Below are 21,571 nucleotides of genomic sequence, written 5' to 3'. Positions count from 1 at the left end.
TTAATCTTTTTTGCTGAAATATCATGATGTATGATACAATTTGAAAAAATATAATGTGTCAAGACATATGGAGGCGTATTGATGAAAAAATTCGTGTTAGGGCTAGGCTGTCTTGGTTTAGTGGGACTGTTAGCTGCTTGTGGCCAAGGTCAAGCTGAAAAGAACGCAGAGAAAGAAGAGCCAAAGCAAAAGTTTGCTTTGATTTTGGGATTTGGTGGCGTTGATGATCGATCCTTTAACCAAGCTGGTTGGGAAGGACTTGAAAAATGGGTTGAAGATAAGGGTCTGACCGCTAAAAAAGATTTTACCTATCTTGAAACAAATGACCCTCAGGAAAATAGTACGAATATCAGTCAGGCGGTTGAAAATGGTTTTACAACGGTTATTAGCTTGAGTTACCTGCAAGCCGATGCAATCAAGGAAGCTGCCGAGCAAAATCCAAAATTAAATTTTGCCTTGATTGATGGGGAGGTCTCAGATCAAAAAAATGTTGTTTCTGCGACGTTTAAGGACCAAGAAAGTGCTTATTTAGCTGGATTAGCGGCGGCTTATAGTACGAAGAAAAATCAAGTTGGATTCATAGGCGGGATGGAAGGACCAGTTATCCAACGTTTTCAAAGTGGTTTTGAAGCAGGGGTGAAGGCCGGAGCGGAAGACTTAGGAAAAGAGATCTCAGTGAATGTGCAGTACGCTGCTTCTTATGACGCACCGGATAGAGGGAAAGCAATAGCCGCTTCAATGTATAAAGAAGGCGCGGATATTATATATCAGGCGGCAGGAAGTACCGGAGCAGGAGTTTTCCAAGAAGCAAAGGCTCGCAATGAAAATGACTATAGTCAAAAGGTTTGGGTGATTGGAGTAGACCGTGATCAAGCGGATGAAGGGGATTACCACATGGAAAATGGCAAAACTGGCAATTTCACTCTAACCTCTACTAAGAAGAATGTTGGAGCAGCAGTCACTGAAATCGCTGGAGCCGCGTATGACAACAAGTTTCCTGGCGGGGAGCATTTAGAATTTGGACTGAAAGAGGACGGAGTAAATCTAACCAGAGGTCAATTATCGAAAGAAGCCTATCAAGCTGTAACAACTGCTAAAAAACAAATTATTGCCGGTGAAATCACTGTACCGGAAAAATAGAAAAATGCGTTCCTGATTGAATTCAGGAACGCATTTTTGCGCTGGTATCAAATTTAAGAGAAGATTGATTGTTGCGTCGGGTCTTGCAGAAAGGCAGTAACCTGCTGCGCATCTTCTGGCGTTCTTGAAATAATAATGATAGTATCAAAACTTGCCATCGTTGCTACGATCAACTCGCTGGATAGGTCGTCTAAAACAGATGCCAATAGATGTGCATTGTCCGGCAAGGTGCTGACGATCGTCATAAATTGGACAGTATCCACTTTAACGATTACATTGTTTGTCATTCGAATCAAACGTTTGATGTCATCATCTTCGGTAGGCGCCTGTTGATCTTGGAACAACTCGAAGCGTGGTTTGCCTGTTTCATCGATTGTTTTAACGATTTTAAGATCACGAATATCCCGAGAGATCGTCGCTTGAGTCGCTGACACCTGGTATTGCTGCAAGTAATCCATCAATTCATTTTGGTTTCGAATGGGGTTCTCTGAAATGATTTTTTTGATTAGCTCGTGTCGATCTTTTTTTCGCATAAAAAAACTCCTTATTTATATGTAGTAGATTAATTTTTCAAAAAAAAACTTTTAGTGTTAGGTCGAATAATGCTTGTCCGTCTTTTTCATTTTTAGAAAGAGGTCCGTAAAATGATAATTATGCACTCAGTATAGCAGAAAAAGTTTTTTTAAACAGTATTCCTTCATAAATATTAATCATAGAAAAGCAGAGTAAAAAAAGATTGATTTCTTAAAAATACTCTTGTATAATTACTAATTGTGTGTAGGAGACTACTCATAAAAAATCCACATTCTGGCTTGATTTATAAGGCGGTGCTGCTAGTCAGTTCCTTATAAAGAAGAGAGCAGGAGAGGAAAACAAAAAAACCAATTGGAGGAAACACAAATGTCAGTATTGTCTATGAAACAATTACTAGAAGCCGGCGTACACTTTGGTCACCAAACTCGTCGCTGGAACCCAAAAATGAAGAAATATATCTTCACAGAAAGAAACGGAATCTACATCATTGACTTGCAAAAAACAGTCAAATTAGTAGATGCAGCTTACGATTACATGAAAGATGTTGCTGAAGATGGCGGCGTTGCATTGTTCGTAGGTACTAAAAAACAAGCTCAAGAAGCAATCAAAGAAGAAGCTGTCCGCGCTGGTCAATACTATGTAAACCATCGTTGGTTAGGCGGAACTTTAACTAACTGGGATACAATCCAAAAACGTATCGCTCGTTTGAAACAAATCAACGCTATGGAACAAGACGGTACTTTCGAAGTATTGCCTAAAAAAGAAGTTGTTGGTTTGAATAAAGAACGTGAACGTTTAGAAAAATTCTTAGGCGGTATCGCTGATATGCCTCGCATCCCTGATGTTATGTATATTGTTGATCCTCGTAAAGAACGTATCGCTGTTCAAGAAGCCCAAAAATTGAACATCCCGATCGTTGCTATGGTTGATACAAACTGTGATCCTGATGAAATCGACGTAGTAATCCCTTCAAATGATGATGCTATTCGTGCCGTGAAATTAATCACTGCTAAAATGGCTGATGCTTTCATCGAAGGTAACCAAGGTGAAGACCAAGTAGCAGAAGCAGACTTCGTTGCTGAAGATGGCGGACAAGCAACTTCAATCGAAGAAATCGTTGATGTAGTGGAAGGCGACAACGCTTCTACTGAATCAGCTGAATAATTTCGTAGCATATGCTGCTTCAAAGTAAATATTTTCCTTTGAAGCAGCTTTTTTAGAAAATCTAAGGAGGCCCTTAAAATGGCAGACGTAACAGCTAAAATGGTAAAAGAACTACGCGACATGACTGGCGTAGGGATGATGGATGCGAAACGCGCATTAGTAGAAGTAGAAGGCGACATTGAAAAAGCTGTTGATCTTTTACGCGAAAAAGGTATGGCTAAAGCAGCTAAGAAAAATGACCGTATCGCTGCTGAAGGTTTAGCTTCAGTTGCAATCCACGGAAATACTGCTGCAATCGTAGAAGTGAACTCTGAGACAGACTTCGTTTCTAAAAATGAAATGTTCCAAGATCTAGTTAAAGAAATCGCAGCATTAGTTGCTGAAAACAAACCTGCTGATATGGATGCAGCAATGAAATTAACAAACGCTAAAGGTGAAACTCTTGAAGCTGCGTTGATTGAAGCGACACAAGTTATCGGTGAAAGAATCAACTTCCGTCGTTTTGAAGTTGTTGAAAAAGAAGACAATGCAGCATTCGGCGGCTACCTGCACATGGGCGGACGCATCGCTGTTTTAGCTTTATTAAATGGCACAACTGACGAATCAGTGGCAAAAGACGTTGCAATGCACGTTGCTGCAATTAATCCTCGTTATGTAAACGAAAGCCAAATTCCAGAATCAGAATTAGAACACGAAAAATCTGTTCTAACTGAACAAGCATTAAATGAAGGCAAACCAGCGAATATCGTTGAAAAAATGGTTATTGGCCGTTTGAACAAGTTTAAAGCAGAAATCGCTTTGGTTGACCAACCATTCGTTAAAGATCCTGATATGACTGTTGAAAAATATGTATCTTCTAAAGGTGCTACAGTTGCAAGCTTCGTTCGTTTCGAAGTTGGCGAAGGTATCGAAAAACGCGAAGATAACTTTGTTGAAGAAGTTATGAGCCAAATCAAAAAATAATTCTGTTTCTAAAAACAGTCGGGAACGCACGATTAAAAGTGCGCTCCCTTTTTTTAAGCAAATACAAATTTGGCTGGCTTCAAAGACAGAGTATGCTAAAATATCATTAGAGTGACAGTGGAGGTATTGAGATGAATGAACCAAAGTATAAACGTGTAGTATTGAAACTTAGTGGAGAAGCATTAGCGGGCGACGAAAAATTCGGTATTAATCCACCTGTGATCTCAGAGATCGTGGAAGAAATCAAAGAAGTTCATGATTTAGGAATCGAAATGGCAATCATTGTTGGCGGCGGAAACATTTGGCGCGGACAAATCGGTGCTCAAATGGGCATGGAACGTGCGCAAGCCGATTATATGGGGATGTTGGCAACTGTGATGAATGCTTTAGCGTTACAGGATGCGTTGGAAAACATTGATGTTCCAACTCGTGTTCAGACATCAATCGAGATGCGTCAAATCGCTGAACCTTATATTCGTCGTAAAGCAGAGCGCCACCTTGAAAAAGGTCGGATCGTGATTTTTGCTGGCGGAACAGGAAATCCTTACTTCTCAACAGATACAACAGCGGCTTTAAGAGCAGCGGAAGTGAATGCTGACGTGATCTTGATGGCCAAAAACAACGTCGATGGTGTTTATTCGGCTGATCCAAAACTTGATGTAAATGCTGTGAAATACGAAGAATTGACTCACTTAGACGTAATCGCGAAAGGATTGCAGGTCATGGATTCGACAGCAAGTTCATTGAGTATGGACAATGACATTCCACTTGTTGTCTTTAATTTAAATGAACCAGGAAATATTAAACGTGTTGTACTCGGTGAAAACATCGGGACAACGGTAAGGGGGAAATAACATGGCAGATGCAGTAATGAATGAAGCAAGAGACAGAATGAAGAAGGCTCAAGAAGCCTTGCAACGTCAACTAGGTCAAATTCGTGCGGGACGCGCGAATGCGAGTTTGCTTGATCGTATTACAGTTGATTACTACGGCGTACCAACACCTGTTAACCAAATGGCATCAATCACGATCCCAGAAGCACGTGTGTTAATGGTTACACCGTTTGATAAAAATATGATCAATGACGTGGAAAAAGCGATTATGGCTAGCGATATTGGCTTGAATCCAGCAAATGATGGCAACGTGATTCGTTTAGTGATTCCTCAATTAACGGAAGAACGACGTAAAGAATTGGCTAAAGAAGTGAAAAAAGAGTCAGAAGGCGCAAAAGTTGCTGTCCGTAATATTCGTCGAGATGCAATGGATGAATACAAGAAGCAACAAAAAAATGGCGATCTAACTGAAGATGATCTACGTGATATGGAAAAAGAAATTCAAGCATTAACAGACGACAACATCAAAGCAATCGATTCGATCGTTGCCGAAAAAGAAAAAGAATTACTGGAAGTATAGTTTGTTGAAAAACCTGAAGAGCAGCTCTTCAGGTTTTTTTGTGGAGATTTCGTGAACTAGAGATTGTCTGTAATTCATTGAAAAAGCCTAAAGGTATTTATTTTTCATAGGAATAACCGCATTTTATTGTTATAATGGCAGATGACTTTTCAAAAGTATTTTTAATTTGTTATCTTAATAGAGGAGGGAAAAACATGGTATTGCGATTTTTTCCGCAAAAACAAAAATATACACCGGAAGAAACGGCATTCGTTTTCGATCCTGATGGAGCTGTTCCAAAGCATATCGCGATTATTATGGACGGTAATGGTCGGTGGGCACAAAATCGTCGCCTGCCAAGAATTGCCGGCCATAAAGAAGGCATGGAGACTGTAAAAAAAATTACGAAGCATGCGAATCGTTTAGGTGTTAAAGTACTGACTTTGTATGCTTTCTCAACGGAAAATTGGAAGCGTCCAGAAGAAGAAGTGAATTTCTTGATGCAGCTGCCAGTGGATTTTTTTGATACTTTCGTACCAGAGTTGATTGAGGAAAACGTTCAAGTCCATGTAATGGGCTATGAAGAATACTTGCCTGCACATACACAAGATGCCGTGAAACGAGCGATTGAACAAACGGCTCAAAATGATGGGTTAGTTTTGAATTTCGCTTTGAACTATGGTAGTCGTGCTGAGATTATTACGGCAATCCAACAAATGGCGCAAGAAGTCAAAGACGATAAACTTGCTATTGAAGCAATCAACGATGATATTGTCGGGGATCATTTAATGACTGGATTTTTACCAAAAGAGCTAAGAGATCCAGAGTTGGTTGTACGAACGAGCGGGGAAGAACGAATCAGTAATTTCTTGCTATGGCAGCTTGCTTATAGTGAGTTATATTTTACTAAAGCCTTATGGCCTGATTTTGATGGGGATCATTTAGAAGCGGCGATTGCTTCGTTCCAACAACGAAATCGGCGCTTTGGTGGCTTGGATAAGGGGGAAAAAAAATGAGGCAGCGAGTTATTACCGCAGTTGTCGCGCTAGCAGTCTTTATTCCGATTCTTTATATTGGCGGAATTGCAGTTGAACTAGCAGCGGCTGTATTAGCGGGGATCGGTGTTTATGAATTATTCCGCATGAAGGGGCTTGCGATAGTCAGTTTTGAAGGTGTACTTTCGATCTTAGGTGCAGTTTTTCTAGTACTGCCAGCAGAACGATGGTTGCCATTTTTAAGCGGGGACAACAGCAATTTTCTATTATTCTATTTAACAGTCATGATCATTTTAGGTTTTTCGGTTGTTTCGAAAAATACCTATACGATTGATGAAGCTGGTTTTCCAGTTGTAGCTAGTCTTTATGTAGGTGTTGGTTTTCAGAATTTAGTTACAGCACGAGCTGAAGGATTAGCGATTTTGCTTTTCGCTTTCTTCGTGGTCTGGGCAACGGATATTGGTGCGTACATGGTTGGACGACAGTTCGGCAAACACAAATTGTGGCCGGAAATCTCACCAAACAAAACAATTGAGGGTGCGTTAGGCGGGATCGCCAGTGCCGTTGTTGTTGCTGTCGTGTTTTTCTTAGTTAAGCCTGAAGTGTTTCAACATAATCTTGTGACGATGATTCTGTTCACGATCATCTTCTCCGTGGTTGGTCAATTTGGGGATTTAGTAGAGTCGGCAATCAAACGTCATTACGATGTAAAAGACTCAGGAAAAATCTTGCCAGGTCATGGCGGCATTTTGGATCGTTTTGACAGTATGCTGTTTGTCTTTCCAATGATGCATTTACTAGGGGTGTTTTAAAAGAGCGGAGACGCTCTTTTTTCTATCCATTGTTTCTGAAATATTTTCTGAAAAGCTTTGAATCTATTCGGAGCTTTTTTTAAATTTTCTATGAATTGGTCAGGAAAGGAATATCTTTTTTAGAGACTGTGATAAACTATCTCTAAGAAACTAATGAAGGTAGGATAATTATGCGTACGATTATTACGTTTTTAATCGTTTTTGGTGTCTTAGTGATTGTTCATGAATTCGGACATTTTTTCTTTGCAAAACGCTCAGGAATTTTGGTTCGAGAATTTTCGATCGGTATGGGGCCAAAATTGATTGCTCATATGGGAAAAGATGGAACCACTTATACGCTGCGTCTGCTGCCAATCGGTGGTTATGTGCGGATGGCGGGGTTGGAGGATGAAGAGACAGAATTAAGTCCGGGTATGCCATTATCAGTTGAATTAAGTCCGAATAATGAAGTGCAGCGAATCAATGTCAGTAAGAAAATTCAATTGCCAAATAGTGTGCCAATGGAGCTGATTTCGGCTGATTTGGTCGATGATTTAGTTATCAAAGGCTATGTTAATGGTGATGAGAGTCAGGAAACAATTTACAAAGTCCAGCATGATGCTACAGTGATTGAAGAAAATGGTACGGAGGTGCGGATCGCTCCCCGGGATGTCCAATTTCAATCGGCGAAATTAAGTTCGCGTATCCTGACGAATTTTGCCGGACCAATGAACAATTTCATTTTGACGATCATCTTGTTTATCGCTTTAGCCTTTTTGCAAGGTGGCGTAGCGGTTTATGACACGAATCAGATTGGTGAGGTTCAAGCCGGCAGTCCTGCTGCCGAGGCTGGTTTAAAGGCGCATGATGAAATTCTTTCGATTGATGGAAAAAAGATCTCTTCGTGGGATGATTTAACGAATACTGTCACGAAAAAACCAGGAAAAGAACTAACGGTTGTCGTTGATCAAGACGGCAAAGAGAAAACACTGCAAATGACACCGAAGACAATAAAGAGCAACGGTGAAAAGGTTGGGCAAATCGGAGTCGGACCTTATATGAAAACCGGATTTGGTGATAAAGTTGTTGGCGGCCTAACCCAATCTTGGGATATGGTCACAAGAATCTTTGGCGCTTTAGGTTCACTCTTTACAGGTTTTAGTTTAGATAAGTTGGGCGGTCCAGTAATGATGTATCAGATGTCAGCGGAAGCCTCACGGGCGGGAATTAAAACCGTCATTTATCTAATGGCATTACTCTCAGTCAACTTAGGAATTGTTAATTTGTTGCCGATACCGGCTTTTGATGGTGGGAAGATTCTATTGAATCTGATCGAAGGAATTCGTGGAAAACCGCTAGATCCAGATAAGGAAGGCATGATTACAATGATTGGTTTTGCCTTTATTATGCTGTTGATGATTCTCGTCACATGGAACGATATCCAGCGTTTCTTCTTTTAAATGAAAGGATCGAAATTTTTTCGATCCTTTTTCTAATGCAATCATAAAAGAAAACAGTTATACTGAAACATACTTGAAAAAGTGAAGGAGATGTCATTTTGTCTAAAAATCGCGAGCTATTTGAAAATTTATTACGACAAATTGAATTAGCCGAAACAGAGCAGCAGCATCCTATGATCCAAGCATCAGAGATCAAGGAAGTGGTTGTTCACGAGAAATCCCGAGTGTGGGAATTTTTTATTCAAACACCGCAAATCTTACCGGCGAAATTATTTTATGCGTTTCATCAAAAGTTGCAAATTGCGTTTCAATCAATCGCGCAAGTGAAATTACATATTATTCCAGAGGACAATCAGTTTGAGGAGGAGCTTCTGCAAAACTATTGGCAATTAGCCTTGAGTGAACAGGATTGTGATACGCCACTGGTCAAACAGGTTTTAAGCAAGCCGTTGCCAGTGATCCAAGGCAAACGAATCGTTTTGCTGATTGATAATGAAACAGTGATTCCATTTCTGAAACAGCAATATTTGCCGTTGATCGAAGAGAACTTAGTTTCTTATGGCTTCCCGCATTTGCGCGTCGATCCAGAAGTGGATAAAGAGCAGGCAGATAAGAAGCTGCAGGAATTTGAAGTACGGAAAGAAGCGCAAGCTCAAGCGATGCAAGAACAGGCAGCAGCTAGCTTGGCTCAGTATGAATCAAAGAAAAAAGAGCAGAAAGAAAATGCTGCTCACTTTGATGGACCGATTCAAATGGGACGAAATATCCCGGCTGACGAAGCCATTACACCAATGGGCAACATCATTGAAGAAGAACGACGGATCACGATCGAAGGATTTATTTTTGATAAGGAAGTTCGAGAATTACGTTCAAAACGTAAAATTTTGATCTTAAAAATGACTGACTATACATCATCTTTCGTTGTGAAGAAATTTTCTAATGGCGAAAAGGACGAAGCAATCTTTGACGCGATTTCAAACAATAGTTGGATTCGTGTTCGGGGAAGTGTCCAAGAGGATACATTTATGCGGGATCTAGTCATGAATGCTCAAGATATTCAAGAAGTGAAGCATCCGGAGCGACAAGACACAGCCAAGGAAAAACGTTCAGAATTACATTTACACACGAACATGAGTACAATGGATGCGATTAATAGTGCCAGTGATCTAGTTGCCCAGGCTGGAAAATGGGGACACAGAGCTATCGCGATCACGGATCATGGCGGCGCGCAATCATTTCCGGAAGCTCATGCGGCAGGGAAGAAAGCCGGCGTTAAGATTCTCTATGGGGTAGAAGCAAATGTTGTATCCGACGGGGTACCAATTGCTTACAATGATGCTCATGAATCGTTGACTGACGCTACTTATGTCGTGTTTGACGTGGAAACTACTGGATTGTCTGCTGTTTATGACACGATCATCGAGTTAGCCGCGGTTAAGATGCATAAAGGAAATGTGATTGATACCTTTGAAGAATTTATCGATCCAGGTCATCCGTTGTCAGAAACCACAATCAATCTGACCGGGATTACTGACGAAATGGTTCGAGGCTCAAAACCAGAAAAGGAAGTCATGGAATTGTTTGAAAAATTCTGTGAAGGGACGATTCTGGTTGCCCATAACGCAACCTTCGATATTGGCTTTATCAATACAACCTATGTGCGTCATGGGATGCCGGAAACACAAAATCCAGTCATCGATACATTGGAATTGGCGCGTTTTCTTTATCCGGAGTATAAGCGTTTTGGCTTAGGTGTCTTAACGAAAAAATTCGGTATTAATTTGGAACAACATCACCGCGCTGTTTATGATGCGGAGGCTACTGGACATTTAGGCTGGATTTTTGTCAAGGAAGCGATCGAAAAGCATGGAATGAATTACCATGACCAGTTAAACGATCATGTCGGTGAAGGCGATTCATATAAACGGGCGCGTCCATTCCATGTGACAATCTTAGCCAAGAACCAAGCTGGTCTAAAAGATTTATTCAAATTGATATCAATGTCTAACATTGATTATTTTGAAAGAGTACCACGGATTCCTCGCTCCCAACTAAATAAGTTACGAGAAAATCTATTAGTGGGCTCGGCTTGCTCTCAAGGCGAGATTTTTGAAGCGATGATGCAAAAGGGTGTCGAAGAAGCAAAAAATCGTGCAGCTTTTTATGATTACATCGAAGTGATGCCTAAAGCGGTCTATGCCCCATTGATCGAACAAGAATTAGTGAAGAACGAATCAGACTTGGAAGACATTTTGCGCAATCTAATCCAGATCGGGAAAGATTTGAATAAAATGGTCGTTGCTACAGGGAATGTTCATTACTTGAACAAAGAAGACGCCATCTATCGGAAGATTCTAATTAGTTCTATGGGTGGTGCAAACCCGTTAAACCGTCACAGTTTGCCGGATGTTCATTTCCGTACGACAGATGAGATGCTGCAAGCGTTCAGTTTCTTAGGACCTGAGCTTGCTAAGGAGATCGTTGTTGACGGACCGAACGCCGTTGTTGACAGTTGTGAAGAGATTATTCCGGTCAAAGACGATTTATACACTCCGAAAATTCCAGGTTCGGAAGAAGAAATCAAAGATCTTAGTTATAATCGCGCGCGTGAATTGTATGGTGATCCATTACCGGATATTATCGAAAAACGCTTAGAAAAGGAATTGAATTCGATCATCGGGAATGGGTTTTCTGTAATCTATTTGATCTCACAAAAGCTCGTGCATAAGAGTAACGAAGACGGGTATCTCGTGGGGTCTCGTGGGTCTGTAGGTTCAAGTTTTGTGGCTACAATGACCGGGATTACCGAAGTAAATCCATTGCCGCCGCATTACTATTGTCCTGAATGTCAATACTCGGAATTCTTCGAGGATGGGTCTTATGGTTCAGGTTTTGATATGCCGGAAAAGGCTTGCCCTAAATGTGGCGCTCGTCTGAATAAAGACGGTCATGATATCCCGTTTGAAACGTTCTTAGGCTTCCACGGAGATAAGGTTCCCGATATTGACTTGAACTTTTCGGGAGATTATCAAGCCGAAGCCCACAACTATACCAAAGTATTATTCGGTGAAGAGTATGTTTATCGGGCAGGAACGATCGGTACAGTAGCCGACAAGACAGCGTATGGATTTGTTAAAGGGTACGAGCGTGATCACAATCTACACTTCCGTAATGCGGAAGTTGATCGCTTAGCGAAAGGCGCGACAGGGGTTAAACGAACAACTGGACAGCATCCAGGGGGGATCATTGTTATTCCTGATTATATGGATGTTTATGATTTCACGCCGATCCAATATCCGGCAGATGACCAAAATTCTGAATGGAAAACAACCCATTTTGATTTCCATTCGATCCATGATAATGTGTTGAAACTCGATATCCTTGGCCATGATGATCCGACGGTAATCCGGATGCTGCAAGAACTATCGGGTATCGATCCTAAAACAATCCCAACTGATGATCCAGAAGTGATGAAAATTTTTGCTGGTCCGCAAGTTTTAGGAGTGGAACCTGATCAGATTTATTCCAAGACTGGAACCTTGGGAATCCCTGAGTTCGGTACACGATTCGTTCGCGGGATGTTGGAGGAAACGAGTCCAACGACTTTTGCCGAATTGCTGCAAATTTCCGGTTTGTCTCACGGTACTGATGTGTGGCTGGGCAATGCTGAGGAATTAATCAGTCGCGGCGAAGCCAATCTGGCCGAAGTAATCGGTTGTCGGGATGATATTATGGTTTATCTGATTCATGCCGGGCTTGACAGCGGCATGGCTTTTAAGATCATGGAGACCGTACGTAAAGGACAATGGAATAAAATTGATGATGAACTACGTGAAACCTATTTGACCGCCATGAAGGAAAACAATGTGCCTGACTGGTACATTGATTCATGTTCGAAGATCAAGTACATGTTCCCGAAAGCCCATGCGGCAGCCTATGTGTTGATGGCATTGCGGGTAGCGTATTTCAAAGTTTATTTCCCGATTCTTTATTACTGTGCCTACTTCTCTGTCCGCGCTGACGATTTTGATCTAGTTGCGATGGCGAAAGGAAAAGATGCGGTGAAAGCGGCTATGAAAGCTATCACGGATAAAGGAATGGACGCGTCAACGAAAGAAAAGAATCAATTGACTGTTTTAGAGTTGTGTAATGAAATGTTGGAACGGGATTTTCATTTCGGTATGATTGACCTATATAAATCAGATGCGCAGGATTTCGTGATTGATGGGGATACGTTGATTGCACCATTCCGTGCTGTACCTGGGCTTGGTCTAAACGTGGCAAAACAAATCGTTGAAGCACGCAAAGACGGCATCTTCTTATCGAAAGAGGATTTGGCTTCTCGCGGGAAAGTTTCTAAGACATTGATCGAGTACATGGATACTCATGGTGTTTTGAAAGATTTACCTGATGAAAACCAGCTTTCACTCTTCGATATGTAAAGAAAAAGATAAATTCAGCTTTAAAATGAAAGAAAATTCCATCATGAAAATGACACGGTTGAATTTTCAATAGAATTGTGCTAATATAACAATGTAATCATAGACTGATGGTGAGTGAGCGGATTTTTCGCTCACTCTTTTTAATGGAATTAAGGAGGCTGACAGTTTGAGTAGTGTTGTCGAAACAGTGACTGACTTAGTAACACCGATCTTAGATGAACAAAATTTTGAGTTAGTCGAGGTTGAGTTTGTCAAAGAAGGAAAAAGTTGGTTTTTAAGAGTATTTATTGATAAAGAGGGCGGTATCGACATTGAAGAGTGTGCCTTCGTTAGCGAAAAGCTTAGTGATAAGCTGGATTCGATCGACCCAGATCCGATCCCGCAAGCGTATTTCCTTGAGGTTTCTTCACCGGGAGCCGAACGTCCATTGAAAAAAGAAGAAGATTACCAAAAAGCAATGGGACAATATATCAACATCTCGCTTTATCAAAATATTGATGGCGAAAAACAATACCAAGGCTTCTTGAAAGAATTGACTGAGGATGAATTGACTCTGACAGTTAAAATCAAAACGCGGACAAAAGACATGGTCTTTGAACGCAAAAATATCGCCAAGGCGCGTTTTGCAATCGAATTTTAATAAATGGAAATCAAACCTATTTTTCTTTGAAAAATAGATTTGCCAGTTTTACTTTTGCTTTAGCAAATTAGTAAAATGGTATGCGTACGAGATTCTCTAGAATTTTTACGTTAGAAAAATTCATACGTTATTAACGAGCTAGCCTTTATTTAGTGAGATAACTAAATACTATGCATGGCGAATTTTAAGAATAGATATATTAGTAGGAGGAAAGTTGAAATGAGTAAAGAAATGCTGAATGCGTTGGATACTCTCGAAGCAGAAAAAGGTGTTTCAAAAGAAATCGTGATCGATGCGTTGGAGGCGGCTTTAGTCTCAGCTTATAAACGTCATTACGGACAATCACAAAATGTTGAAGTGGAATTCAACGAGAAAAAAGGTGACATCCATGTTTACGCCGTAAAAGAAGTAACGGAAGAAGTAATGGATTCACAATTAGAAGTTTCATTGAAGGATGCCATGGATATCAACCCAGCCTATGAAATCGGCGACACGATCCGTTTTGAAGTTACACCAAAAGATTTCGGCCGAATTGCAGCACAAACAGCGAAGCAAGTAATCTTGCAACGTGTGCGTGAAGCAGAACGCAGCATCATCTACAACGAATACAGTGCTTACGAAAAGGACATCATGCAAGGTATTGTAGAACGCCAAGATAATCGTTATATCTATGTCAACTTAGGTAAGATCGAAGCGGTTCTTTCAAAACAAGACCAAATGCCAAATGAGCATTACAAACCACATGACCGGATCAAGGTATATGTTTCTCGTGTAGAAAATACATCAAAAGGACCGCAAGTATTCGTAAGTCGCAGCCATCCAGATTTGTTGCGCCGCTTATTTGAACAAGAAATTCCTGAAGTCTATGATGGAATTGTTGAAATCGTCAGCATCGCTCGCGAAGCTGGAGATCGTGCGAAAGTTGCCGTTCGTTCGACCGACCCGAACATTGATCCAGTCGGAACATGTGTGGGACCAAAAGGACAACGTGTTCAAGCAATCGTAAATGAACTAAAAGGCGAAAATATGGATATCGTTGAGTGGGATGAAGATCCAGCAGTATTTATCGCGAACTCTTTAAATCCAGCTCAAGTTGAAGATGTCATCTTCGACATTGATAATCCAAAGGTATGTACAGTAGTCGTTCCAGATTATCAATTATCATTAGCCATCGGTAAACGTGGACAAAATGCACGTTTGGCAGCTAAGTTAACCGCGCACAAGATCGATATCAAGTCTGAGTCTGATATGGAAGAGTTTTATGCCAATTATGATGAATCAGAAATTGAAGAGATTGCAACTGAAATTGAAGAAATCAATTCAGAAGTGGAAGCAGTTGAAACTGAAGTAGAGGACATCGAATCAGAAGCAGAAGTAACTATTGATGATATGATTGAAGATGAAGAAAATATCGCTTCCGATCAGACTGACCAATAGTTTATTAGGAGGACAGCAAATGAAAAAAAGAAAAGTTCCTTTGCGTAAATCGGTTGTTTCCGGTGAAATGCTCCCTAAAAAAGAATTGATTCGTATCGCTAAGTCAAAAGAAGGGGAAGTTTCAATTGATCCTTCTGGGAAGAAACCCGGACGCGGCGCTTATGTCGCGCTAGAGCCAGCTGAAGTAGAAGAAGCGTGGAAAAAGCGAATCTTGGATCGAACGCTCGGCATTGATTTAAGTGATGAGTTTTATCAAGAACTACTTGATTATGTGAAACACCAAAAAGCCAGAAAAGAGCTCTTCGGCAATGAATAAACAGAAGGCCTTGAACATGTTAGGCCTTGCAATGCGTGCAGGCAAACTGATCACAGGGGAAGAAATGACGATTAATGAGATCCGTAAGAAAAACGTGAAGCTCGTGATTGTCACTACTGATGCGAGTGAAAACACTCAAAAAAAAGTATCAGATAAAAGCAAATACTATCAAACGACATGTTTTGTCGAATTTACTCAAGGAGAGATTTTAGGAGCGATTGGTAAACCGCGAAAAGTTATCGGGGTATTAGATCAAGGCTTCGCCAACAAAATTATGACGTTAATAACAGGTTAGGAAGGTGATTGCATGGGAAATAAGAGAGTATACGAATTTGCCAAAGAAGTGAATCAATCAAGTAAGGATATCGTGGAAAAGGCACAGACTTTAGGGATTGATGTGAAAAATCATATGGGTTCATTATCTGGAGATGATGAATCAAAATTGAAGCAGGCTTTTTCTAGCAAACCGCAACAAACTACTCAAGCAAAACCATCAGCTAACCAGCACGAAAAACCAAAATTCCATGGAAAGAGCTCTAGGAATAATCCTAATTTCCAGAATAGAAAAGGGAATAAAGACTTGACACAAAATAATAGACAGAACAACTCAACGAACGCAAACCGTTCAAACCAAGGACAACAACGTCCAGCACAAGGCAACACAAATAATGCACAACGCCAAAACCAAGGTCAACGTCCAGCGCAAGGAAATACAAACAACGCGCAACGCCAAAACCAAGGTCAACGTCCGGCACAAGGCAATGCAAACAATGCACAACGCCAAAACCAAGGTCAACGTCCAGCGCAAGGCAATGCAAACAATGCACAACGCCAAAACCAAGGTCAACGTCCAGGGCAAGGCAGTACCAATAATGCACAACGTCAAAATCAGGGCCAACGTCCGGCACAAGGCAATGCAAACAATGCGCAACGCCAAAACCAAGGTCAACGTCCGGCACAAGGCGGCGGAAACAATACACAACGCCAAAACCAAGGTCAACGTCCAGCGCAAAGTAATCCAAATAACGCGCAACGTCAAAATCAAAGCCAAGGTCAACGCCCAGCACAAAGCAGTGCGAACCAAGGACCTCGGACAAATCAAAGCGGCTCAAGCCAGGGTCAACGTTCGAACCAAGGCGGTTCAAATCAAGGCGGCGGACAAAACCGCAATAAAAATAATTATGGCAACCAAAACCGTAATAATAGTTTTGGCGGCAATCAAAACCGCAACAAAAACAGATTCAACAAAAAAGGCAAAAAAGGCAAACAGCAACAAAGCAATAAACCTGCAGTTCCACCACGCAAGTTCCGTGAGTTGCCGGAAGTATTAGAGTATACAGAAGGTATGAACGTAGCAGATATCGCGAAGAAAATTTATCGTGAACCAGCAGAGATTATCAAAAAATTATTCATGATGGGTGTAATGGTCAACCAAAACCAACCATTGGATAAAGATACAATTGAGTTGTTGGCAACGGATTACGGTATCGAACCGCAAGAGAAAGTTACCATTGATATTGCCGATATCGATCGTTTCTTCGATGCAGAAGATGTGAACGAAGAAAACTTAGTTTCTCGTCCGCCAGTTGTTACAATCATGGGACACGTTGACCATGGTAAAACTACTTTACTAGATACTTTGCGTCATTCTCGCGTAACCAGCGGTGAAGCAGGCGGAATTACTCAGCATATCGGTGCATACCAAATCGATATCAATGGCAAGCCAATCACATTCTTGGATACACCAGGACACGCGGCCTTCACAAGCATGCGTGCACGTGGGGCAAGTATCACTGATATCACGATTTTAGTCGTGGCCGCAGATGATGGTGTGATGCCGCAAACGATCGAAGCGATCAACCACGCGAAAGCAGCGAAAGTTCCGATCATCGTTGCAGTAAACAAAATTGATAAACCAGGTGCCAACCCTCAACATGTTATGCAAGAATTGAGTGAATATGAATTAATTCCTGAAGCATGGGGCGGCGATACGATTTTTGTAGAAATTTCTGCGAAGTTCAATCAAAACATCGACGAACTATTAGAAATGATTCTTTTAGTCGCTGAAGTGGAAGACTTGAAAGCTGATCCAACGCTGCACGGAATCGGAACAGTTATCGAAGCCCGTCTTGATAAAGGTAAAGGACCAGTTGCGACATTACTAGTTCAACAAGGTACGATGAGAGTCGGTGACCCAATCGTAGTTGGGAATACGTACGGTCGTGTTCGTGTAATGACGAATGATATTGGTCGTCGCGACAAGACTGCTGGACCAGCGACGCCAGTTGAAATCACTGGATTGAATGATGTGCCGCAGGCCGGCGATCGTTTCGCAATCTTTGATGATGAAAAAACAGCTCGGGCTGCTGGGGAAGAACGTGCCAAACGTGCGTTGCTTGAACACCGCAGTGCAAGTGCTCGTGTGACATTAGACAACTTGTTCGAATCCCTTAAAGAAGGCGAATTGAAAGAAGTTAATGTCATCATCAAAGCGGACGTGCAAGGTTCTGCTGAAGCATTAGCCGCATCATTGAATAAAATCGATGTTGAAGGCGTACGTGTGAAGATCGTCCATTCAGCTGTAGGTGCCATCAACGAAAGTGATGTGACTCTTGCCGCAGCAAGTAATGCGATCATTATCGGATTTAACGTTCGTCCAACACCACAAGCGAAGCAACAAGCAGCTGCTGAAGAAGTAGATATTCGTTTACACCGGATCATTTACAAGGCCATCGAAGAAATCGAAACAGCGATGAAAGGTCTGCTTGATCCTGAGTACGAAGAAAAAATTACTGGTCAAATGACCGTTCGTGAAACATACAAAGTTTCTAAAGTCGGTACGATCGCCGGTTGTTATGTCACTGAAGGTTCGATTCAACGTGACAGCGGTGTGCGGATTATCCGTGACGGCATCGTCATCCTTGAAGGCAAGCTTGCCAGCTTGAAACGCTTCAAAGATGATGTGAAAGAAGTCAAAATGGGCTTTGAATGTGGTGCGATGATCGAAAACTTTAACGACATCAAAGTAGATGATGTCATCGAAGGATTCGTTATGGAAGAAATTAAACCAAAATAACTATCAGTTCCGCTGCGTATTTCTAATATGCAGCGGGTCATTGATAATAAAATGAATGAAGATGAACAGGAGGCAATCGTTATGCCAAATTATCGCGATCGTCGTCTCGCTCAAGAGATTTTGAAAGAAGTCAACGACATCTTACGAAAAAAAGTTCGTGATCCACGGGTCCAAAATGTGAACATTACTGATGTTCATGTCACTGGCGACCTGCAGCAAGCGACGATTTATTATAGTCTCTTATCTGATAAAGCTTCAGACAAAGAAAAGGCGCAGGAAGGATTGAATAAAGCAAGTGGTTTAGTTCGTCGTGAACTAGGACATGCTTTATCGATCTACAAGACACCGGAATTGTTTTTTGAATTAGATGAATCAGTTGAATATGGTTCTAAGATTGATCAAATGATTCGGGACTTAAATAAAGAATAAATTCGTTAGAACCTGAAAAATTTTTCGGGTTCTTTTTTGCATTATTGAACAAATCCTGTTAAAGTGTATGCAGTTTGTAATTAATCCTTTTGCTGGATATTTTTCAAGGAGGCATAGTCTAAAATGACTACGGAATTTGAAGAACGGATGAAGGCTCTCCATAAAGAATTTGAAAATTTGAGCCCTGAAGAACGTAAAGCCGTGAAACAAAAAATTAAGAGAATCAATGTGTTAACTTCTCGTAAATTAGAGCGAATGAAGCATGACCTGCTGCGTATGGAAACAAAACGCGCTCAGCTTTCACTAGATGGCGAGTCAAAGGAATTATCAGAGCTAGAAGACCGCATCATTAGTAAGAAAAGAGAGTTTTTAAAATTATTATTCAAAGCAAAAGAGAATTGTGCCAAGAGGTGAGTGAATGGGCTTAATTGAGATCATTATCATTTTAGCCATTGCCATTACCTTATCGAATGTTTTAGCAAAAGTTTTTCCATCTTTTCCCATTTTTATGATCCAGATTATTATTGGGATCATTCTTGGTTTTACCGAAGTCGGTACTTCAATCCATTTTGAACCAGAAGTTTTTCTTGTAATGATCATTGCACCATTATTATTTCGCGAAGGCGAGACAGCAGATATTCCCTCGATATTAAAGCATTTTGGGTTGATTTTGCTGCTGGCCTTTGGCGGTGTAATCTTTACCTTATTTGGTTTAGGGTTTGTTTTGCATAGTATTCTGCCAGCGATTCCGATCGCTGCTTGTTTGGCTTTTGGGGCCTCTTTAGGACCAACAGATGCGGTGGCGGTCAGTTCGCTGGCGAAGCGTCTAAATATCCCTGAATCTGTCATGCACGTTTTAGAAGGGGAAGGCCTGATTAACGACGCAACAGGAGTTACCGCCTTTCAGTTTGCGGTAGCCGCCCTGTTAACTGGTCAATTTTCGGCGGCTGATGCGTCGATATCCTTGATTGAATCAAGTATCGTAGGTGTATTAGTTGGTTTAGTGATTATTTGGTTTAAAAATGAAGTGATAAAAATCATTGAGCGAATCTCTGCTCAGGATGTTTCAGCATATTTGCTGATAGAATTGATTTTACCGTTTGCAGCCTATTTTATTGCTGAATTGTTCCATGCTTCTGGAATTATCGCGGCTGTTGTAACAGGAGTGCTGCAAGCTACTGGATTTCGTCGTGTGAATCTATTTGAGGCACAGTTGTCTAACGTGACTGAAAGCTCTTGGAGTACCATCAGTTTCATGCTAAACGCCTTGGTTTTCATTTTTCTAGGGATCGAGCTGTCGCAAGTTTTTTCTCCTGTTTGGAATAGTCGCAATTATTCAAATATTCATTTGTTAGGAATCGTATTGCTGCTTACAGTGCTATTGTTTGTTCTACGCTTTATGTTCGTAAGTGGTTTTTATTTTGTGACTAAAGGCTGGAAGAAAAGCCATGCGCAACTAAGAGATCGATTATTGCTGACGTTTGGTGGAGTAAAAGGAACGGTCAGCATTGCCACGATTTTTATTTTACCTACAACAATCAACGGAATGGAATTTCCAGAACGCTCCTTACTGCTTTTTATTACGGCTTCTGTGACCTTCTTGACCTTGATTATTGGTATGATCCTACTGCCGCTTCTATCGGAAGGTGAAGTTGTCCCACCAACGGATCCGAAATTGATGTTGATCTTGAGAGAGGTCATCAGTGAGCTTTATGATGATTTAGATAATAAGAAATTGAGTGAGAAGGAACGCTTTGCATTGCTTGCGGTGATTGCGAATTATCAAAGTCGAATCCAGATGGTCTTCAATAATTCGATGCCGGAGAGCGCACAGCAGGAATTTCAAGAAATCCAAGCTTTGATCATTTCCGTTGAACGTGATGGACTAGATGAAAGCTTCAGAAGACATCAAATTGACTCAGGCGCCTATCGTTTATATTCGCGCTTCATTTCCAATGTGTCTGAATCTGTGACGAAGCAGATGCTATCATTATTAAGTTTTTGGCTGATTTTTGTCCGCCGGATCATCCGTGTCATTATACATCCGAAAATGTTTTGGGAGCGTCGGCAAAAGCGCAAGGAGACGGTTGATAATGAAGATATTTCCTCACTCAGAAAAATATTTATTCGCAATAGCGAGGCGATACTGGACAGTTTGGAAAACCTGCGGGATGTTTACGATGAAGACTTGATCGATTTCTTTGTGGATGAACGAAAGAATTTGATGAATCAAGTCAGTGGTCATGGATTATTTGGAACCTATTTGATTCAGCAAGACCCGCTTTATGCAAAAGAATTGATTCGCGGATTTTACTTGGAAAGAAAAATTATTGATAAGTACGAAGTAAGTGAGGATATTTCTGGTTTTGCCGCCAATAATTATCGTCATCAGGTGAATCAGTTGGAATCTTACGCCATACAGCAACCATCAGATCCAAGTATTTCATTTGTGATCAATCGGCAGCGGCAAAAGAAAAAGGCAAAAGAAAAGAATTATTAGAGGAATCGTCATTGAAATATGGCGATTCTTTTTTGCATTTAAAGGAAGACAAACATTTTTTATCAGACTACAATCTAACCATTAAAGGATGTGTGAGCGACTTCTGCCTAAATTATCAAAAAGTTTAAACCAAGGTGTCAAGGCGAAAAAATAAGCGCCATATAGGCTATAAAACAACAATTTGGACTCTTGCTACGTGTTTATCTGATAGCTTTTGCAGGATTTTAAAATACCAGTTTGAAATACTGTCTGGTGGAGTAGTTTATTGAAAGTAAAAAATTAATAAACCAAA

The 21,571-nt window shown here is 41.0% G+C and carries 18 protein-coding genes; 17 read left to right on the top strand and 1 reads right to left on the bottom strand.

Annotated elements, in window-relative coordinates; translation table 11 throughout:
- Positions 1 to 81: 81 nt before the first annotated feature.
- Positions 82 to 1,140, top strand: a complete 1,059-nt coding sequence (locus E6139_RS21280) for a BMP family ABC transporter substrate-binding protein (protein WP_316405552.1) — start codon at positions 82 to 84, stop codon at positions 1,138 to 1,140.
- 53 nt (positions 1,141 to 1,193) lie between these two features.
- Here E6139_RS21280 and E6139_RS21275 read toward each other — a convergent pair whose 3' ends face one another.
- Positions 1,194 to 1,673 (bottom strand): ArgR family transcriptional regulator, encoded by a 480-nt coding sequence (locus E6139_RS21275; protein WP_316405551.1) that lies wholly within the window; start codon positions 1,671 to 1,673, stop codon positions 1,194 to 1,196.
- A gap of 367 nt (positions 1,674 to 2,040) precedes the next feature.
- On the opposite strand from E6139_RS21275, the gene rpsB reads away from it, so the two are divergent.
- The 16 genes from rpsB (at position 2,041) to E6139_RS21195 (ending at position 21,279) form a co-directional block, all read left to right on the top strand.
- Entirely contained in the window at positions 2,041 to 2,838 is a 798-nt protein-coding gene (gene rpsB / locus E6139_RS21270; RefSeq protein ID WP_316405550.1) for a 30S ribosomal protein S2, read from the top strand.
- A 78-nt stretch (positions 2,839 to 2,916) separates the two neighbouring features.
- On the top strand, positions 2,917 to 3,801 hold the full coding sequence (gene tsf / locus E6139_RS21265) for a translation elongation factor Ts (RefSeq protein WP_316405549.1): 885 nt from the start codon (positions 2,917 to 2,919) through the stop codon (positions 3,799 to 3,801).
- 131 nt (positions 3,802 to 3,932) lie between these two features.
- Positions 3,933 to 4,655, top strand: coding sequence for a UMP kinase (gene pyrH, locus E6139_RS21260; protein WP_316405548.1), 723 nt, complete (start codon positions 3,933 to 3,935; stop codon positions 4,653 to 4,655).
- 1 nt (position 4,656) lies between these two features.
- Positions 4,657 to 5,214: a ribosome recycling factor gene (gene frr / locus E6139_RS21255; RefSeq protein WP_316405547.1), complete on the top strand. Its 558-nt coding sequence runs from the start codon at positions 4,657 to 4,659 to the stop codon at positions 5,212 to 5,214.
- 194 nt (positions 5,215 to 5,408) lie between these two features.
- Entirely contained in the window at positions 5,409 to 6,209 is an 801-nt protein-coding gene (locus E6139_RS21250) for an isoprenyl transferase (protein WP_316405546.1), read from the top strand.
- Entirely contained in the window at positions 6,206 to 7,000 is a 795-nt protein-coding gene (locus tag E6139_RS21245; protein ID WP_316405545.1) for a phosphatidate cytidylyltransferase, read from the top strand. Before E6139_RS21250 ends, E6139_RS21245 begins: the two co-directional genes overlap by 4 nt.
- Positions 7,001 to 7,170: 170 nt before the next feature.
- Entirely contained in the window at positions 7,171 to 8,439 is a 1,269-nt protein-coding gene (rseP, locus tag E6139_RS21240; protein ID WP_316405544.1) for an RIP metalloprotease RseP, read from the top strand.
- Positions 8,440 to 8,537: 98 nt separating this feature from the next.
- Positions 8,538 to 12,881 (top strand): PolC-type DNA polymerase III, encoded by a 4,344-nt coding sequence (locus E6139_RS21235; protein WP_316405543.1) that lies wholly within the window; start codon positions 8,538 to 8,540, stop codon positions 12,879 to 12,881.
- Between the two features lie 166 nt (positions 12,882 to 13,047).
- The gene (gene rimP / locus E6139_RS21230; RefSeq protein ID WP_316405542.1) at positions 13,048 to 13,521 is read left to right on the top strand and encodes a ribosome maturation factor RimP; all 474 of its coding nucleotides are present in this window, start codon (positions 13,048 to 13,050) and stop codon (positions 13,519 to 13,521) included.
- A 219-nt stretch (positions 13,522 to 13,740) separates the two neighbouring features.
- Positions 13,741 to 14,958 (top strand): transcription termination factor NusA, encoded by a 1,218-nt coding sequence (gene nusA / locus E6139_RS21225; RefSeq protein ID WP_316405541.1) that lies wholly within the window; start codon positions 13,741 to 13,743, stop codon positions 14,956 to 14,958.
- A 19-nt stretch (positions 14,959 to 14,977) separates the two neighbouring features.
- Positions 14,978 to 15,274 (top strand): RNase P modulator RnpM, encoded by a 297-nt coding sequence (gene rnpM, locus E6139_RS21220; protein ID WP_316405540.1) that lies wholly within the window; start codon positions 14,978 to 14,980, stop codon positions 15,272 to 15,274.
- On the top strand, positions 15,267 to 15,569 hold the full coding sequence (locus E6139_RS21215; protein ID WP_316405539.1) for a L7Ae/L30e/S12e/Gadd45 family ribosomal protein: 303 nt from the start codon (positions 15,267 to 15,269) through the stop codon (positions 15,567 to 15,569). Before rnpM ends, E6139_RS21215 begins: the two co-directional genes overlap by 8 nt.
- A gap of 12 nt (positions 15,570 to 15,581) precedes the next feature.
- Positions 15,582 to 18,350 carry a translation initiation factor IF-2 gene (gene infB, locus E6139_RS21210; RefSeq protein ID WP_316405538.1) on the top strand — a complete coding sequence of 923 codons (2,769 nt, stop codon included), beginning with the start codon at positions 15,582 to 15,584 and terminating at the stop codon, positions 18,348 to 18,350.
- A gap of 81 nt (positions 18,351 to 18,431) precedes the next feature.
- Positions 18,432 to 18,779 (top strand): 30S ribosome-binding factor RbfA, encoded by a 348-nt coding sequence (rbfA, locus tag E6139_RS21205; protein ID WP_316405537.1) that lies wholly within the window; start codon positions 18,432 to 18,434, stop codon positions 18,777 to 18,779.
- Positions 18,780 to 18,902: 123 nt separating this feature from the next.
- Positions 18,903 to 19,193 (top strand): hypothetical protein, encoded by a 291-nt coding sequence (locus tag E6139_RS21200; RefSeq protein ID WP_316405536.1) that lies wholly within the window; start codon positions 18,903 to 18,905, stop codon positions 19,191 to 19,193.
- A gap of 4 nt (positions 19,194 to 19,197) precedes the next feature.
- Positions 19,198 to 21,279, top strand: coding sequence for a sodium:proton antiporter (locus E6139_RS21195; protein ID WP_316405535.1), 2,082 nt, complete (start codon positions 19,198 to 19,200; stop codon positions 21,277 to 21,279).
- The last annotated feature ends 292 nt before the right edge of the window (positions 21,280 to 21,571 follow it).

It is taken from the genome of Enterococcus sp., from assembly GCF_032555305.1.
Lineage (GTDB): Bacteria > Bacillota > Bacilli > Lactobacillales > Enterococcaceae > Enterococcus_A.
The sequence above is the reverse complement of the archived record's forward strand: the minus strand, read 5'-3'. Positions and strand labels throughout refer to the sequence as shown.

Bases quoted from the DNA above. Each gene is read 5' to 3' on its own strand.
- frr (WP_316405547.1), top strand. From the start codon at position 4,657: ATGGCAGATGCAGTAATGAATGAAGCAAGAGACAGAATGAAGAAGGCT.
- tsf (WP_316405549.1), top strand. From the start codon at position 2,917: ATGGCAGACGTAACAGCTAAAATGGTAAAAGAACTACGCGACATGACT.
- E6139_RS21280 (WP_316405552.1), top strand. From the start codon at position 82: ATGAAAAAATTCGTGTTAGGGCTAGGCTGTCTTGGTTTAGTGGGACTG.
- E6139_RS21200 (WP_316405536.1), top strand. From the start codon at position 18,903: ATGACTACGGAATTTGAAGAACGGATGAAGGCTCTCCATAAAGAATTT.
- E6139_RS21275 (WP_316405551.1), bottom strand. From the start codon at position 1,673: ATGCGAAAAAAAGATCGACACGAGCTAATCAAAAAAATCATTTCAGAG.
- E6139_RS21215 (WP_316405539.1), top strand. From the start codon at position 15,267: ATGAATAAACAGAAGGCCTTGAACATGTTAGGCCTTGCAATGCGTGCA.
- rnpM (WP_316405540.1), top strand. From the start codon at position 14,978: ATGAAAAAAAGAAAAGTTCCTTTGCGTAAATCGGTTGTTTCCGGTGAA.
- infB (WP_316405538.1), top strand. From the start codon at position 15,582: ATGGGAAATAAGAGAGTATACGAATTTGCCAAAGAAGTGAATCAATCA.
- E6139_RS21195 (WP_316405535.1), top strand. From the start codon at position 19,198: ATGGGCTTAATTGAGATCATTATCATTTTAGCCATTGCCATTACCTTA.
- E6139_RS21245 (WP_316405545.1), top strand. From the start codon at position 6,206: ATGAGGCAGCGAGTTATTACCGCAGTTGTCGCGCTAGCAGTCTTTATT.
- pyrH (WP_316405548.1), top strand. From the start codon at position 3,933: ATGAATGAACCAAAGTATAAACGTGTAGTATTGAAACTTAGTGGAGAA.
- rseP (WP_316405544.1), top strand. From the start codon at position 7,171: ATGCGTACGATTATTACGTTTTTAATCGTTTTTGGTGTCTTAGTGATT.
- E6139_RS21250 (WP_316405546.1), top strand. From the start codon at position 5,409: ATGGTATTGCGATTTTTTCCGCAAAAACAAAAATATACACCGGAAGAA.
- nusA (WP_316405541.1), top strand. From the start codon at position 13,741: ATGAGTAAAGAAATGCTGAATGCGTTGGATACTCTCGAAGCAGAAAAA.
- rbfA (WP_316405537.1), top strand. From the start codon at position 18,432: ATGCCAAATTATCGCGATCGTCGTCTCGCTCAAGAGATTTTGAAAGAA.
- rpsB (WP_316405550.1), top strand. From the start codon at position 2,041: ATGTCAGTATTGTCTATGAAACAATTACTAGAAGCCGGCGTACACTTT.